Source organism: Clostridium sp. (assembly GCF_026168755.1).
Taxonomy (GTDB): Bacteria; Bacillota; Clostridia; order Clostridiales; family Clostridiaceae; genus Clostridium.
On sequence record NZ_JAPFDR010000052.1, the window covers coordinates 1 to 16,569 of the forward strand.

The window sequence follows — 16,569 nt, forward strand, 5'->3', positions numbered from 1 at the left end:
AACGACTTAGGCTTGAAAAGCCTAACGCGTCAATATATTAAAATTCATTAAACTTAAAGAACCGCCGTGTACCAGACCGGTACGCACGGTGGTGTGAGAGGTCGGTAGATAAAATAATTATCTACCTCCTACTCGATTTAAGAATAGGGGAGTAGTGTGGTAAAATACTTATTAGTGGTTTTTTACGAATAGTTTAAATTTACTTATAAAAAATACTAAAAGGTATTTATAAAATAAATAGTTTCATTTAATGAGGTGGAAAAATTGGACGTAATACAATTAAATACTTTAATAATAAAAAAAGATACAAATAATCGTCTGAGTAGAGGGATGAGATGTTATAAGGAAGGATTAGTGTTAGATGTTAAGTCTATGGCAGAGAGAGAATATGGATCTTTAGATATTTATGGTAAAGTAATGTCGGAAAGTGATATTGATGTTTATAATACTAATTTGTCTTTTGATATAAAAAAAGGCGATTTAATTTATACAGAATGTAATTGTATTGATTTTGAAAATAACTGTGATTTTAACTCTACATATATATGTAAACATATTGGTGCCACATTTTATAAATTTGTAGAAGCTGTAAAAGAGAAGAAAAAAATAAAGAATAATTCTTATAAAAATATAACTGAAGATGCAGAAATAGATTATTCTGAAGTTATTTTAAAAGAAATAGAGAAAATTACTACACATAAAAAAGAAAAAGTTAATTTAAAAATAAATATTAGTAAAAAGAGTCTAAGTAAAAGTAAATTTTATTATGAATTAGATTTAAAAGTAGGAACCAAAAGATACTATGTTGTAAAAAATATATCAGATTTAATTAATGCTAGAAAAAATAATAAAATATTATTTTATGGAAAAGAATTTAAATATGATCCCACAATTCATTATTTTTCAGAGGATAATGAAAGAGTTTTAAATTTTATTGAAGAATATGTATCCTTAAATGAGCCATTTGAAAAGACGTATTCATTACAAAGGATTACTAATAATGTGTTCGGAAGTAATAAAACACTTTTTATACCACAGAGTGCATTAAGAAGATTTTTAAATAATATAAAAAATGAAAGTATTTCATTTACTGATGATGATATAATTGAAGAAGTTGAAATATTAGAGGAAGATTTACCTATAAAGTTTAATATAAAAGAAGAAAATAATGAAATAAAACTATCTTCTGCAATAGATTTACCAAGGCCTATGACTTATAAAGGAGATGTTTATTTATATAATAGTAAATTATATCTTCCTACTTTTAAACAAATAAAATATTATAAGCCTATAAATGATATTTTAAATAAAGAAAGTAGTATTTCATTTAAAGATAATAATAAACAAAAAGTAATAAATAAGGTAATTCCACTATTAGAAATTATAAGTGATGATATAGATATTGATGAGGAGTTAAATAGAAATATAATTAAAGAAGAGTTAAAATTAGAAGTTTATTTTGATAGGGAAAGAAATAAAACTTGGGCAGAAGTTAAGGCAATTTATGGAGATATAAGTTTTAATATTTTAAAAGGTCCTAAAGAGGATGAATATGTAATTAGAAATATAAATGAAGAGGAAAAAATAGAAGAGACATTAAATTCTTTAGCATTTTATAGAAATAATAATAAGTTTATTTTTAATGGTAGTGATGAAAAACTTTTTGAATTGCTTTCTGAAGATTTGGGAGATTTAAAAGAAAAAGCTACTATATTTTATTCAGATAGGTTTAAGGAAAGGAAAATTTATGGAGCTACATCCATTAATGCAAAAATTTCAGAAGGTAGTGGAAATTATTTAGATTTTACTTTTAGTATTGAAAACGTAAATGAAGAAGAATATAAGAAGATAATTGGAGCATTTAAGGAAAATAGAAAGTTTTTTAAATTAAAGGATGAAAGTTTTATTGACCTTAGAGATGAAGAGGTTAGAAGTTTATTTAATATTGTTGATAGTTTAAATGAGGATAATAATATAAAATCCAATGAAATAAAAGTTCATAAGAGTAAATCTATATTTTTAAATGAATGTTTAAAAGATTCTAATTTACTATTTATCGAAGGAAAAGATATTGTGAAACATATTGCAAATAAGATAGAAAATTTAGAAGAAATAGATTATAAGGTTCCAAGAGAGCTAAAAGCAACATTAAGAGATTATCAATTAACTGGATTTAAATGGTTTAAAACATTAAGTCATTATGAATTTGGTGGTATATTAGCTGATGAAATGGGATTAGGAAAAACAATACAAACTATTGCATTTTTATTATCAGAAAAAAATAAAAAAAGTATTATAGTTACTCCAACATCATTGATATATAACTGGAGAAGTGAATTTGAAAAATTTGCACCTACTATGAAAATAAAAATTATTCATGGAAATAAAGATGATAGAGAATTTACTAAAGATGAAATAAAGGATATAGATGTATTAATAACTACTTATGGAACATTAAGAAATGATTATAAGTTATATGAGGATATAACTTTTGACTTTTGTATAATAGATGAAGGTCAAAATATTAAAAATCCATTATCTCAAAGTAGTGAAGTAGTTAAAGAGTTAAAAGCAAAGGTGAAATTTGCACTAACAGGTACCCCTATAGAGAATAATTTAATTGAGTTATGGTCTTTATTTGATTATATTTTACCGGGATACTTATATTCTAAAAGAAAATTCCAAGAGAAATTTATAAAGGCTGATAAGGGATCGGAAGTATTAAAAAAGCTTATTAAACCATTTATATTAAGAAGATTAAAAAATGATGTAATGAGTGAATTGCCAGATAAAATTGAAAAGAGATTCTTAATAGAAATGACAGAAGAGCAAAAGAAAGTCTATAAGACATATGTAGATGATGTTAAAGTAAAAATGAAAGAAAAGGATTTTACAACTGATAAAATAACTATTTTCTCTTACTTAACTAAATTAAGACAGCTTACATTAGATCCATCAATACTAATAGAGGGATATACAGGTGGAAGTGGTAAAATAGATGTTGCTGTAGAACTTATAGAAAAGTTTATTAAAGAAAAACATAAAATACTTTTATTTTCGCAATTTACATCAGTACTTGATAGTATAAAAAAAGTATTAGAAGCAGAGGGAATAGAGTATTTCTACTTAGATGGATCCACTAAAGCATCTGAAAGAGTACAATTAGTTAATGAATTTAATGAATCAGATAAGGCGAAGATATTCTTAATTTCATTAAAAGCAGGAGGAACAGGGCTTAACTTAACATCAGCTGATGTAGTAATTCATTTTGATCCATGGTGGAATCCTGCAATTGAAGACCAAGCAACAGATAGAGCTCATAGATTTGGGCAAAAGAATGTTGTAGAAGTAATTAAACTTATTGCAAAGGGAAGTATAGAGGAAAAGATAATAAAGCTTCAGGAAAGTAAGAAAGAAATAATAAATGAAATAATGAGTGGAAACTATACTAATGGTGGATTCTTAAGTTCACTAAGTGCAGATGAGATTAAGGAGCTTTTTAATTAAATTAAAAATAGGATGAACCTTAAAGGTGCATCCTATTTTTTCTATTCAACTGTTACTGATTTTGCAAGGTTTCTTGGCTTATCAACATCGCAACCTTTTTGTTTTGCAATATAGTAAGAAATCAATTGAAGAGGAATAACACTTATAAGTGGAGTTAATATATCAATAGTTTTTGGAATATAAACTATTGAATCAACAACTTCCATTGAAGTAGTATCACCTTCATTTACAACTGCAAATATATTTCCACCTCTTGTAGAAACTTCTCTTACATTACTAATCATTTTATCTTTTAAAGCTTCTTGAGTTAAAAGAGTAATTACAGCTGTATTATTTTCTATTAAAGCAATAGGGCCATGTTTTAATTCTCCACCAGCATAAGCATCGCAATGGATATAAGATATTTCTTTAAGTTTTAAAGAACCTTCCATAGCTACTGCATAATCAAGACCTCTTCCTAAGAAATACATATCTTTATGATTATAGTGAGAAGAAGCAAATTTTTGAAGTTCCTCCTTCATTCCTAAAGCTTTCTCAATTTTATTTGGTATTTCTAATAATTCGCATTTAATTTCTTCAATTTCATTCTTTGACATAGGGCCTTTTAATGAAGCAAAATATAATCCTAGAATATAAAACGCAGTTAATTGAGTAACATATGCTTTTGTTGAAGCAACTGCAATTTCAGGACCTGCTAAAGTGTAAAATACATCATCAGCTTCCCTTGAAACAGAAGATCCAACAACATTAGTGATAGCTAAAACTCTAGCACCTTGTTTCTTAGCATCTCTAAGAACAGCTAAAGTATCAGCAGTTTCTCCAGATTGAGACACAACTATTAATAAAGTTTTATTTGTTATCATAGGGTCTCTATATCTAAATTCAGATGCTATATCAATTTCAACTGGGATCTTAGCAAATTTTTCGATTACTGTTTTACCAACAACTCCAGCATGATAAGCAGTACCGCAAGCTACTACATATATTTTATCGAAGTTTTCTAACTGTTCTTTAGTAAATGAAATATTATCTATAGTTATTTCTTTACCTAATGCTATTTTACCAGCAAGAGTATCTTTAACAGCTTTTGGTTGTTCATGAATTTCTTTTAACATGAAATCTTCAAATCCACCTTTTTCAGCTGCATCTATATTCCAAGTAACATGATAAATTTGTTTTTCTATTTTTTCGCCTTCTTCATTTCTAAGCTCAACACCATTTTCAGTAAGAATTACAAATTCCTTATCTTCTAAAAGATATACATCTCTAGTGTGATTTAAAACTGCAGGAATGTCTGAAGCTATAAAACTTTCATCTTTTCCAAGTCCAACAATAAGAGGACTATCTTTTCTAACTGCAACTATTTTATCAGGTTCATTCTTAGAAACAACTCCGATAGCAAAACTTCCTTCAAGTTTAGAAGTTGCCTTAACTACAGCATCAAATAAGTCACCTTTATAATAATAATCAACTAAGTTAGGTATAACTTCAGTATCTGTTTCAGAGAAGAAGGTATAACCTTTTGAAGTTAGCCATTCTCTTAATTTCATATAGTTTTCTATAATACCATTGTGAACAACACTAATAGTAGCATTTTCTGTAGTATGTGGATGTGAGTTAACATCTGATGGTTCACCATGAGTAGCCCATCTAGTGTGTCCAATTCCTATATGTCCATTAATAGGAGTTTCATTTAAGCTATTAGCTAAATTATTTAAACGACCTTTAAATTTTCTTACATTAATTCCATTATTAATGATTGCAACTCCAGCAGAGTCATAACCTCTATATTCTAGTTTAGATAAACCTTCTACTAATAAAGTAGACGCTTGTCTTTTTCCAACATAACCAACTATTCCGCACATAATGAATCTTCCTTCCAATATTTTAAATTTTTTTGTTTTTTCAATTGTGATAGATATTCTAGTATTAAAAAAGGGTATACTAGTACTAGGACATCAAAAAACACAATGAAGGTTTTAACACCAGACTAGGATTGTCCTATAAATCACTTCATAGTTTTACTAGTCGTTAACGGTAGTGCGATACCGTGGGGCACCCGCCGAAGAATTCGATTTTCCCCATCCTCGTCAACTTAAGTGAGACCCCAAATCTTAGATTTGGTTGGTCGAACTTACTCCTACGCCTAGTAGGAGTTTCCTTTTTACCCAAAAATCTTAGATTTGGTTGGTCGAACTTACTCAGCGTTAGCTGAGTTTCCTTTTACTTAAGTTCTGGCGCTTTTATGAAATTGTTATCTGATATTTTACTATAATATTCATCTCCTTTACTAATTATTTAGCATACCTTAGATTATTTTATCATAAAAATAAAATTTGTCTATATTCAAATGAAAAACAATGGAATTAGAAACTTAAAATGACATATATTGCAATATTATTATATGCAAAAATTAAACAAAGTATATAAAAATAATAAAAGCATGAAATTTGTATAGTTTAAAATAAAAGAATTTTTTGAAAAAAGAATATTTTTATGGATAAGGTGTAAATGAAATGTATAAATTCAGTAATATCTGTCAAAAATACATAAGAGAATTTTAAAATCATAGGAGGTAATGTGAAGTGTCAAATTTAGAAATTAATAAAAGACCTATAGATATTCCAAATAGTGCAAAAAAGGCAAGAAGAAATGGAAAAGTTCCGGGTGTATTATACGGTAATAAAATTAATAACTTATTATTTGAAGTTGGAGAATTAGAATTATGTCATGAAATAGCTATTAGTGGAGAACATGGTGTATTAGAATTTAACTTAGATGGAGAAAATCATAGTGGGTTAATAAAGGAAGTACAAAGAGATCCTGTTACAAATAAAATAATTCACTTAGATTTAGAGGAATTAACAGGAAAGAATAAGATAATTTCTTCTGTTCCTATCCACTACATAGGAGAAGAATATTTAAATAAAAAAGGAATTGTACTTCAAAAAGAAAAGGATAGTGTAAAGGTGGAATGCTCAGTTGAAGCATTGCCTAAATATATTGACTTTAATATAGGAACAGGAAATGTTGGATCAGTGTATAAACTTGGTGATTTAGAAGTTGCATCTGAAATATCTATTTTAGATGATTTAAATTCTGTTATTGCTTCAGTAAGTTATGAGCGTAAAACAGTTGTAGAAAATAATGAGTTAGCTAAGGAAGATGCAAAAGAGGTTGCAGAATAATAAAAATAAGCTAATAAAAATAATAGATATAGATAAAATTTCCTATATCTATTATTTTTTTTGTTTAATTTTTTTTAACTTTGTTATATAATAACTAAGGTATGGACTACTGAAAATGTTTAGGAGGGATAATATGGATTATAAAGAGAGATATAATGAGTGGTTAAACTCTAAGGTAATATCAGAAGCAATAAAAGATGAATTAAGAAACATTAGTGATGAAAAGGAAATAGAAGATAGATTCTACAAGGAGTTGGATTTTGGTACTGGTGGATTAAGAGGGGTTATAGGTGCCGGAAGTAATAGAATGAATGTATATACAGTTTCAAAAGCAACACAAGGATTTGCAAACTATTTAAACAAATCTTTTGAATCACCAAAGGTAGCTATAGCATATGATTCAAGAAATATGTCAAAGGAATTTGCAGAGGCTGCTGCATTGACTCTTTGTGCAAATAATATAAAGGTATTTTTATTTGAAAGTTTAAGACCAACACCAATGCTTTCATTTACTTCTAGACATTTAAATTGTCAAGGTGGAATAGTAATAACTGCTTCACATAATCCAAAGATATATAATGGATATAAAGTTTATGATGAATTTGGTGGTCAAGTTACAGATGAAAAAGCTGGAATTATTATAGGTGAAGTTAATAGTATAGTAAACTATGAAGATATAAAAACTATTTCTGTAGAAGATGCTTTAAAAGGTAACCTTTTAGAGTATATTGGGGAAGAAGTAGATAAAGCTTATATTGAAGAAGTTAAAGGACTTACAATAAGAACTGAATTAGTAAAAGAAAATGCTAAAGATTTAAAAGTTATATATACTCCAATACATGGAAGTGGTAATATGCCAGTAAGAAGAGTATTAGCTGAATTAGGATATGAAAATGTAGAAGTAGTTAAAGAGCAAGAAATGCCAGATGGTAACTTCCCAACAGCTTCTTATCCAAATCCAGAGAACCCACAAGTTTTTGAATTAGCTCTTGATATGGCTAAAACAAGCAATCCAGATATTATTTTTGGGACAGACCCAGATTGTGATAGAATTGGTGTTGTAGTAAAAGAAAATAGTGGAGAATATAAAGTTTTAACTGGTAATCAAACAGGACTTTTATTAACGGATTATATATTATCTGCTCTTAAAGAAGAAGGAAAATTACCTTCAAATGGGGTTGTAATTAAGACTATAGTAACAACTGAAGGTGCTAGAGCGATAGCTAACTACTATGGTGTTGAAATAATGGATGTATTAACAGGATTTAAATACATTGGTGAAAAAATTAGAGAATTCCAAGAAAGTGGAGATAAGAAATACTTATTTGGATTTGAAGAAAGTTATGGTTATTTAGCAGGCGAATTCGTTAGAGATAAAGATGCTGTAATAGCTTCAATGTTAATAGCTGAAATGACTCTTTATTATAAAGAACAAGGTAAGAGTCTTTATGAAGCATTAATCGAGCTTTACAATAGAATTGGATTCTTTAAGGAAGATTTAATTTCAATTGAATTACAAGGAAAAGAAGGTCAAGAAAAAATAAGTAAGTGTTTAGATTCTTTAAGAAGCACTGCATTAACAGAAGTTGATGGAGTTAAGGTTGCAACAAAACTTGACTATAAGTTAAGTAAAGAAGAAAACTTAACTAATAATACAGAAAGTGTTATTAACTTACCTAAGTCTAATGTATTAAAATATATATTAGAAGATGGTTCTTCATTTGTTGTTAGACCTTCAGGTACTGAGCCAAAAATGAAAATTTATTCAGCTGTTAAAGGTGAAAGCTTAGTAAATGCTGAAGAAAAGCTAACAAGATTCAATGAAAAAGCTATGGAAATAATTAATGAAAAGTTAGCATAAAATAATAAAAAGCTATCGGGAAACCGATGGCTTTTATTATTTTACTATTTAATTTGAAAGTTTTATGTTAATACTGTATTATGAATAATGAAATAATTTACTAAAGGAGTGTAACTTATGGATTATAAGGTGAAAATTAAAGAGCGATTAGGTAAGTTATTATTTTTAGAAATGAATAAAGATGGGTTTAAAGAAAATATAGGAATACCATCATATGTAACTTTTAAAAATAAAGATTTATATTTGCCAATAAGTTCTGAATATATTAGTTCTAATATAAATGATGAGATTAAAATTAAAAATCTTCCGATATATTATTTCATAGAAGGTATGTTTATTGCTATAGGGAGTGATGAAAAATTAAGATTTAATGATGATTATGAACTTATATTAGATTATATAAAGGATACTGAAACTTGTATAAAGTCACTTATAAGCAAGAGAATAGAAGAGAAGAGATACTTAGATGCATATCTTTTATTAAAAGGATATTATACATATTCTAAAGATTTAGAAGTTATGAAAAAAATATTACTTGTAGGGGAAACTATTAAGGAAGAAGAGGGCAGTTTTAAGGATATATTACTTGAAGACATAGATTATTGTATATCAAATAAGTTAAAAATAGCTGAGCCATATTTATATAAAGCTATAGTTTTAAAAGATGAAGGTGATTTTAAAGGTGCTAAGGTTGCTATAAATGAGTATTTCAATAATGGTGGAAAAGTAACTCCGGAGGTTGAAATAATAAATAATGATATAAATAATATATCAGGTTATGAAAATGCTATAGAACTATTAGCTGAAGATCCAGCTAAAAGTATTGAAATATTACTTAGACTAGGTGAAGAGTTTGAAGAAAATCCACTTATTTATTATTATTTAGGAATAGCTTTTAGAAAATTAGAGAATTATCATAAGGCTATTTATTATTTAAAAGAAAGTGTAAAAAGAGAAAGTGGAATACTTGAGGTTATAGTTGAGCTTGGATTAAACTATGCATGTATTGGTGAATTTGAAGAAGCAATTAAATACTTTAAAAAAGCCTTTGAAGCATCAAGGGATGTTGAGATATGTACTAATATTATAATGTGTTATTTAAATCTTAATGATTTAGAAAATGCTAAATTACATTTAGATATAGCAAAAAATTTAAATCCTGAAGATGAAATAGTTAAACAATTAGATACTATGATAAATAAGGGATAATGAAGGAAGAGTTTATATGGGGAAAAAAGAGAAATTCAAAAGTATAGATATATTAGGATATAATATATTTTCTGAAAATATAGAAAAGTGTGTAAAGTCAGTATTTTCTTATGATAAGGTTCATATAGTATCTGGAAATCCAGAAGTCTTATATACAGGATTAAATAATAAGGAGTTATTTGATAATTTTACATCAAAATCTTCTTTAATAATACCTGATGGTGTTGGGACGCAAATTAGTGGTAAAATTTTAAAAACACCTGTACAAGAGAAAATTGCTGGAATTGAGCTTATGAAAAAGATAATTGCTGAATGTGAAAATAAGGGAGAAGGTATTTATTTATTAGGAGCAAGCGAAGAGAATTTAAAGGCTTGTGCTGCTAATATAATAAGAGATTATCCTAAAATTAATATTGTTGGTTATCATAATGGATTTTTTGATTTAGAAGATCCAAAAGAAATATTAGAAGAGATAAAAAACAAAAAGCCACTAGCATTGTTTGTTGCAATGGGATGCCCAAGACAAGAAAAGTTTATTGTAAAGTATATGGATCAGCTTCCATGTAAGATATATATGGGAGTTGGAGGTAGTTTTGATGTAATTGCTGAGAAGGTAAATAGAGCTCCAAGATGGATGATTAATATAGGAATGGAATGGGCTTATAGAGTAGCTAAAGAGCCTTGGAGAATTAAAAGGCTTGGAAGTATACCTAAGTTTATATGGACTGTTGCAAAGAGTAGAGGTAATAAATAATGAAAGGTAACAAAATATTTAAGGCAGCTTTTTTAGTTATGATAATTAGTGTTCTAAGCAGATTTTTAGGCTTGTTTAGAGATATGCTAGTTGGATATCAATTTGGTGTTAGTATTTATACAGATGCTTATAAAGCGGCTGTATCTGTGCCAGAAACTGTTTTTACTCTTGTAGGCCTTGCAATATCAACAGTATTTATTCCAATGCTTAGTAAAGTTAAGTATGATAAGAATAAAGATGAGATGTTTAAATTTTCTAATAATATTATTTCCATATTATTAGTTATTTCAATAATTATCTTTGCTTTAGGTTTCATATTTACAAATGAAATAGTTTCATTTATGTTTGATGGATTTAGTAAAGAAAAGTTTACTCTTACAGTTTTTCTAACAAGAATAACTTTATTTAATCTTTTATTTCTATCAATAAATGCATGTTATACTGCAATGCTTCAAGTATGTGAAGATTTTGTTATTCCTTCAATTTTAGGTATGTTTTTTAATGCACCAATGATAATTTATTTATTATGTTTTAATAATATTAGTATTGTTGGTTTAACTATTGCAAATGTTATTGGGAACTTTTTAAGAGTTGCAGTTCAAGTTCCAGTTTTATATAAGCATGGATATAGATTTAAATTATTTATTAATTTAAAAGATGAGAGAATAAAGAAAATATTAATATTAATTATACCTGTAATAATTGCTTCAGGTGCAAATTCATTAAATATGGTAGTTGATATGAAGGTAGCTTCCTCATTAGGAGATGGAGCTGTTAGTGGTTTGGATTTTGCGCAAAAGATAATAGTTTTTGCTAATACTGCAATAACAACATCTATTGTAACAGTTATGTATCCTCTTATGGCAAATAAATTGAATGAAGGGGATAATGAAGGTTTTTCAATGTATTTAACAAAGTCTATTTCTATAATTGCTTTATTGTTAGTACCTATTTCTATTGGCTTTATATTATTAAATAAAGAAATTATAAGTGCTTTTTATGAGAGAGGTAAATTTAATGATGTAGCTGTAGGAATTACAGCAAGTGCATTTTTAGGATATGCTTTAGTGTTACCATTTACAGGAGTAAGGGATATTTTAAATTCATCATTATTTTCAATGCAAAAAACCAAAGTAACAACAATTAATGGAGTAATTGGTGTAGTTGTAAATATTATTTTAAGTATTAGTTTATCAAAGGTATTTGGTATATTTGGTGTAGCAATAGCCTCTACAATAGCATCAATGATAACAGCAGTATTATTATTTATTTCTACTAGAAAGTTTGTTGGACATTTTGATGTTTTTCCTATGATAATAAAATTATTAAAAATATCATTATCATCAATAGTAATGCTTCTTGTACTTACATTATTAAATAATATTATTAATTTAAACAATGCAATATTAATTATTTTACTTAATGGTGTAGTAGGAGCTATTATTTATTTCATAGCCTGTAAAATATTAAAAGTTGAAGAATTTAATGAAGTAATAGATATGATAAAAAACAAAGTATCTAAAAGAGGGATTTAGGAGGAAAATATGAAAATATTATTTATAGCGTGCTATTCACCATTAATTAATAATTCAGCATCTATTGAAACTTTGCAATACTTAAATAATTTAGCTAAGATTGATGGAAATGAAGTTGATCTTTTAACTGTAAATTTTCCTAAAAACTCAATTTATTATGATGAGTATATATTAAGTATGTTAGATAAAAAAGTTAAGATGCATATAATTTCTGGTGGGAAAATATTTGAAAAAATAATGCCTAAGAAATCTCTTAATACAGAAGTAGCCGATGTATCTAAAAGTAATAAAAACTTTACAAAAACGTTGCTTAAAAAAGGTAAGTCAATTGTAGCTGTGCCAGATATGTATTTAAATTGGGCTAAGTCTGCAAGTAAATATGGTATTGAGTTAGTAAAAAGAGAAAAATTTGATGTTATGTTTTCAATGCATGAGCCACCATCAAGTCATATTTGTGCTCTTAAGATTAAGAAAGAATTTAGAGATTTACCATGGGTTACTTATTGGAGCGATCCATGGCTTAAAGATTCAACTAGAGCTAATATAAGTAAAGCAAGAAGAAAATTTGAAGGTTCATTTGAAAAGAAAATTGTTGAACTTAGTGATAGATTTATTTTTGTAACTAAGGCTAATAGAGATGATTATGTAAGTTCTTATAATATTCCTATGGAGAAAACTTTCATAGTGACAAGAGGCTATGATGAAAAACAATATAGTGAAATTAAAAAAACTACTAATCCTAATCTTATAAATAAAGATAAAGTTAATTTTGTTTATGCTGGAGAAATTTTCTCAAAGCTTAGAGATGTTAATCCTTTTATAGGTGCATTAAATAATATTAAAGAAAATAATGTTGCCCTATATAATAAATTAAATGTTATGTTTTTTGGTAATATAGATGATGTAGAAATAAAAAATAAGTTAGTGAAAGTTGAGAATGTTAATGTTTCAGCTAGAATTCCTTATGATGAAGCCTTAGGATATATGCTTAATAGTGAAGTATTATTATTATTTGGAAATAAAAATTCAAAACAAATTCCAGCTAAAATCTATGATTATTTTGGAGCAGATGGTCTTATTTTTGTTATTCTTGGAGATGAAAATGATCCTATAAAGGATGTAGTGAAAAATAAGAAAAAATGTATTGTTGTAAATAACAATATCCAGGAGATTGTAAATGGAATTAATAAAATAGCTTCTATGCTTGAAAATAATGAAAAGTATGGACCTATTGAAGAGTATAAATGGGAATATATTTCTAAAAGACTTAACGATATTTTAAAGGAGTAATTATTATGCATGTAATGTTTATACCTTCTTGGTATGATAATATCAGAAATAAAGTTCATGGTAGTTTTTTTAGGGAGCAAGCAACAAAGCTTCAAGAAAATGGAGTAAAGGTTACGGTTGCATATAATGAAATTTGGCCATTGACATTAATGGGAAAAGTGAAAGAAAAAATTGGTTTATCTTTTAATGTTGAAAAAGGATTGAGAACTTATAGATATAAGAATTATAACTTTATACCTAAACATCCATTAATGTTTAATATTTTTGATAAAAGAATGGAGAATTTATATAAAGAAGTTGTAAAAAAGGAAGGAAAAGTTGATGTTATACATGCACAATCATCATTGTGGGGTGGAATAAGTGCCGCGTATATAGCAAAAAAGTATAATATTCCTTTAATTATTACGGAACATTCTTCTGTAAAAAGGGGCAAATATGTTAGGGAAAGTTATTATAAGCGAATAATTGATTCTTATAAAAGTGCAGATGCTATAATAGCAGTTGGAAATGGGCTTAAAAAAGAAATAGAAGAATTAACTAATAGAAAAGATATAAGGGTTATAGGGAATTTAGTTGATTTATCCCTTTTTAATATAAGAGATATTAAAAGAGAAAGTGATGAATTTATATTCTTTAGTGTTGCTTTTCTAGAAGGAGAAAAAGGCTTTGATACTTTAATTAAATCATTTTCAGATAAGTTTAGAAATGAAAAAGTAAGATTAGTTATTGGTGGAGATGGAAGCCAAAGAGCATGGTTAGATGGGATAGCCAAAAGTGAAGGTATAGAAAATCAAATAACATTTACAGGTGCATTATCTAGAGAAGAGGTAGCAAGTTGGATGAATAAGTGTGATGCTTTTGTTTTACCTTCAAGATACGAAACCTTTGGAGTAGTATATATTGAGGCCTTGGCTAGTGGTAAACCTGTAATAGGAACATTTAATGGTGGGGCAGAGGATATAGTAAACAAAGAGGTTGGAATATTAGTTAATATAGATAATATAAAAGAACTAAGTAACGCTATGGAATACATAAGAAAAAATAATAAAGAATACGAACCAGATAAATTAAGAAAATATTGTACTGAGAAGTTTAGTGCAAATGTGATAGTAAAAAAAATAATAAATGTTTATGAAGAAGTGATAAAATAAAGGGGGGCTATAATGGATTTTAAAGATTATTCAATAGACAAGTTTTTATATGAATTAAAGACTGATTTACCATCGCCAGGAGGTGGAAGTACTTCAGCATTAGTTTCTGCTTTAGCAGGAGCATTAAACTCTATGGTATACTCATTCACTGTAGATAAAAAAGCTTTTGAAAAGTTAGATGATAATAATAAAGAAAAAATGATAAGCTTAAAAGAAAAATGTGAAGAGTTTATAAGAAAAAGTATTTATTATATGGAAGCGGATAGAGATACTTTTACAGAATTAATGGATACATTTAAATTACCAAAGGATACTGATGAAGAAAAAAGATATAGATCACAAACCATTAGAGAAAAAACAATAGCAGCAATGGAATCACCATTAAATTTAGCTAAGGATTCTTTAGAGTTTTATGATAATATAGATTTTGCAATTGAATTTGGAAATAAAAATTTAACTTCAGATGCTATAGTTGCGGCAATACTTTTACATAGTGCCATAGAAAGTGCTATAGTAAATGTCTTTGTTAATTTTAAAAGTTTAGGAAATAAAGAAGGATATGAAAATATACCTGATGAGTGTAAGAAAATAATAGAATCATCACTTGTTAGAAAAACAGAGATAGTAAAATCTTTTGGAATATAAAAGATAAAAGTCATAATAAATAAGTTTTTTACATCTTATTTGTTATGACTTTCTTATTTGAAATACTTAGGATAATTAGACATTAAAATAAATTATTGATAGTTTGGAAGTTCATCAAGTGATTTGAATTCATAACCATCAGCTTTAATTTGTTGTATTACAGTTTTTAAAACAGCTGTATTAGTTTTAGAAACTGCATGTATAAGCATTATACAACCAGGATGAACACCATTTGTTATCTTTTTAATTGCTTCTTCTTCGCTAGGTTGATTATCTATAATCCAATCTTTATATGCAAAGCTCCAAAAAATTGTTTTATAACCTAAATCTTTAGTTTTCTTTAGGGAGTTTATTGAATATTTTCCCATAGGAGGTCTAAAGAATTTAGGCATGTCTGAACCAACAATTTCTTTGTATGCTTCTTCTACATCAGTGAATTCAGCTTTGAACTTTTCGGGATCTGTAACAGTTGCCATTGATGGATGATGATTAGAATGATTACAAACTAAATGACCTTCATCAGCCATTCGTTTAATAATTTCTGGATTGTCAACAATATAAGGCTTTACTACAAAAAAAGCTGCTGGAACTTTTTCATCACGTAAAACATCTAATATTTTTGGTGTATAACCATTTTCATATCCTTCATCAAAGGTTAAATAAATGACTTTTTCATTAGTATCACCTAAATAATAAGCATCATATTTAGATAAAAGTTCTGTGGCTTCTTTAGGGCATTCAGGTAAGGTATCTTTGCCTCTATTTACAAAATACCAATTTAATTCTGAATCGTCTGAGGCCGAAGCTATAGAGTGACCAAAGGCTATTGAAGAAAAAGAGCTTATTGATAAAATTAAAGCTAGCACAAAAACAAATAACTTATTTTTTCTCATTCTAAATCCTCCCTTTCATAAGTTATATTAATATGTTTTGTATATTGAGAGATATTACACGTGGAAAAAAGAGGAGATTTATACAGAGAAAGTTAGAAAAATAAAAAGAAAATATTGACAAGTGAAAAATATAGGAATATACTGGTAGAAGAATAAATTATTTAGGAGGTAGGAATATGTTAAATATTAAATTTAGAAATTATAAAGAAAATAGAATAAATAAAAATAACCCTATCTCTAGAGTTTTATATAACTAAAAATAGTTTGTATAAAATTAAATAAAAATTTTTACTTAGTAAATAGAGGTTGTGGTTATTAGCCATGACCTTTTTGTATATTATTATAAAAGTATATTCAATCATATTATTATGATAAAAAGCCATGGCATATCCATGGCTTTTTTTATTGTATAAATGAATACTACCTGCTTTGCAGGTATGTTCAGAGTAGCTTAAGCGGTGAGTATATAAAAAAACTCCTTTTGTCAATAATTAAAAAAGGTTCGCAGCCCAATTTAATAGACAAAAGGAGGATCC

Annotated in this window: 11 protein-coding genes; 9 read left to right on the forward strand and 2 right to left on the reverse strand. The window is 27.2% G+C overall.

Annotation, left to right across the window (positions count from 1 at the left end; all coding sequences use genetic code 11):
* The first annotated feature begins 264 nt into the window (after window positions 1-264).
* The gene (locus tag Q0Y03_RS13290; protein ID WP_297714292.1) at window positions 265-3,507 is read left to right on the forward strand and encodes an SNF2 helicase associated domain-containing protein; all 3,243 of its coding nucleotides are present in this window, start codon (window positions 265-267) and stop codon (window positions 3,505-3,507) included.
* A gap of 41 nt (window positions 3,508-3,548) precedes the next feature.
* Here the strand turns inward: Q0Y03_RS13290 and glmS are convergent, their stop codons facing one another.
* The gene (gene glmS, locus Q0Y03_RS13295; protein WP_297714293.1) at window positions 3,549-5,372 is read right to left on the reverse strand and encodes a glutamine--fructose-6-phosphate transaminase (isomerizing); all 1,824 of its coding nucleotides are present in this window, start codon (window positions 5,370-5,372) and stop codon (window positions 3,549-3,551) included.
* A gap of 720 nt (window positions 5,373-6,092) precedes the next feature.
* Between glmS and Q0Y03_RS13300 the strand changes: the two genes are divergently transcribed.
* The 8 genes from Q0Y03_RS13300 (at window position 6,093) to Q0Y03_RS13335 (ending at window position 15,140) form a co-directional block, all read left to right on the forward strand.
* Window positions 6,093-6,695, forward strand: a complete 603-nt coding sequence (locus tag Q0Y03_RS13300; protein WP_297714294.1) for a 50S ribosomal protein L25 — start codon at window positions 6,093-6,095, stop codon at window positions 6,693-6,695.
* Between the two features lie 133 nt (window positions 6,696-6,828).
* Window positions 6,829-8,556, forward strand: a complete 1,728-nt coding sequence (locus tag Q0Y03_RS13305) for a phospho-sugar mutase (protein WP_297714295.1) — start codon at window positions 6,829-6,831, stop codon at window positions 8,554-8,556.
* A 117-nt stretch (window positions 8,557-8,673) separates the two neighbouring features.
* Window positions 8,674-9,765 (forward strand): hypothetical protein, encoded by a 1,092-nt coding sequence (locus Q0Y03_RS13310; RefSeq protein ID WP_297714296.1) that lies wholly within the window; start codon window positions 8,674-8,676, stop codon window positions 9,763-9,765.
* Window positions 9,766-9,781: 16 nt separating this feature from the next.
* Window positions 9,782-10,519 carry a WecB/TagA/CpsF family glycosyltransferase gene (locus Q0Y03_RS13315; RefSeq protein WP_297714297.1) on the forward strand — a complete coding sequence of 246 codons (738 nt, stop codon included), beginning with the start codon at window positions 9,782-9,784 and terminating at the stop codon, window positions 10,517-10,519.
* Window positions 10,519-12,054, forward strand: a complete 1,536-nt coding sequence (gene murJ / locus Q0Y03_RS13320) for a murein biosynthesis integral membrane protein MurJ (RefSeq protein WP_297714298.1) — start codon at window positions 10,519-10,521, stop codon at window positions 12,052-12,054. The genes Q0Y03_RS13315 and murJ overlap by 1 nt, the downstream gene beginning before the upstream one ends.
* Before the next feature lie 9 nt (window positions 12,055-12,063).
* Complete coding sequence (locus Q0Y03_RS13325) at window positions 12,064-13,344, forward strand: glycosyltransferase (RefSeq protein ID WP_297714299.1); 1,281 nt, start codon at window positions 12,064-12,066, stop codon at window positions 13,342-13,344.
* A gap of 5 nt (window positions 13,345-13,349) precedes the next feature.
* Entirely contained in the window at window positions 13,350-14,495 is a 1,146-nt protein-coding gene (locus Q0Y03_RS13330; protein WP_297714300.1) for a glycosyltransferase, read from the forward strand.
* A 12-nt stretch (window positions 14,496-14,507) separates the two neighbouring features.
* Complete coding sequence (locus tag Q0Y03_RS13335) at window positions 14,508-15,140, forward strand: cyclodeaminase/cyclohydrolase family protein (RefSeq protein ID WP_297714301.1); 633 nt, start codon at window positions 14,508-14,510, stop codon at window positions 15,138-15,140.
* Between the two features lie 92 nt (window positions 15,141-15,232).
* On the opposite strand, the gene pdaA is transcribed toward Q0Y03_RS13335, so the two are convergent.
* Entirely contained in the window at window positions 15,233-16,033 is an 801-nt protein-coding gene (pdaA, locus tag Q0Y03_RS13340; RefSeq protein WP_297714302.1) for a delta-lactam-biosynthetic de-N-acetylase, read from the reverse strand.
* Window positions 16,034-16,569: the final 536 nt, after the last annotated feature.

Excerpts from the sequence above, each read along its gene's own strand:
- glmS (WP_297714293.1), bottom strand. The coding sequence starts at position 5,372 with ATGTGCGGAATAGTTGGTTATGTTGGAAAAAGACAAGCGTCTACTTTA.
- Q0Y03_RS13305 (WP_297714295.1), top strand. The coding sequence starts at position 6,829 with ATGGATTATAAAGAGAGATATAATGAGTGGTTAAACTCTAAGGTAATA.
- Q0Y03_RS13310 (WP_297714296.1), top strand. The coding sequence starts at position 8,674 with ATGGATTATAAGGTGAAAATTAAAGAGCGATTAGGTAAGTTATTATTT.
- Q0Y03_RS13315 (WP_297714297.1), top strand. The coding sequence starts at position 9,782 with ATGGGGAAAAAAGAGAAATTCAAAAGTATAGATATATTAGGATATAAT.
- murJ (WP_297714298.1), top strand. The coding sequence starts at position 10,519 with ATGAAAGGTAACAAAATATTTAAGGCAGCTTTTTTAGTTATGATAATT.
- Q0Y03_RS13325 (WP_297714299.1), top strand. The coding sequence starts at position 12,064 with ATGAAAATATTATTTATAGCGTGCTATTCACCATTAATTAATAATTCA.
- Q0Y03_RS13330 (WP_297714300.1), top strand. The coding sequence starts at position 13,350 with ATGCATGTAATGTTTATACCTTCTTGGTATGATAATATCAGAAATAAA.
- Q0Y03_RS13335 (WP_297714301.1), top strand. The coding sequence starts at position 14,508 with ATGGATTTTAAAGATTATTCAATAGACAAGTTTTTATATGAATTAAAG.
- pdaA (WP_297714302.1), bottom strand. The coding sequence starts at position 16,033 with ATGAGAAAAAATAAGTTATTTGTTTTTGTGCTAGCTTTAATTTTATCA.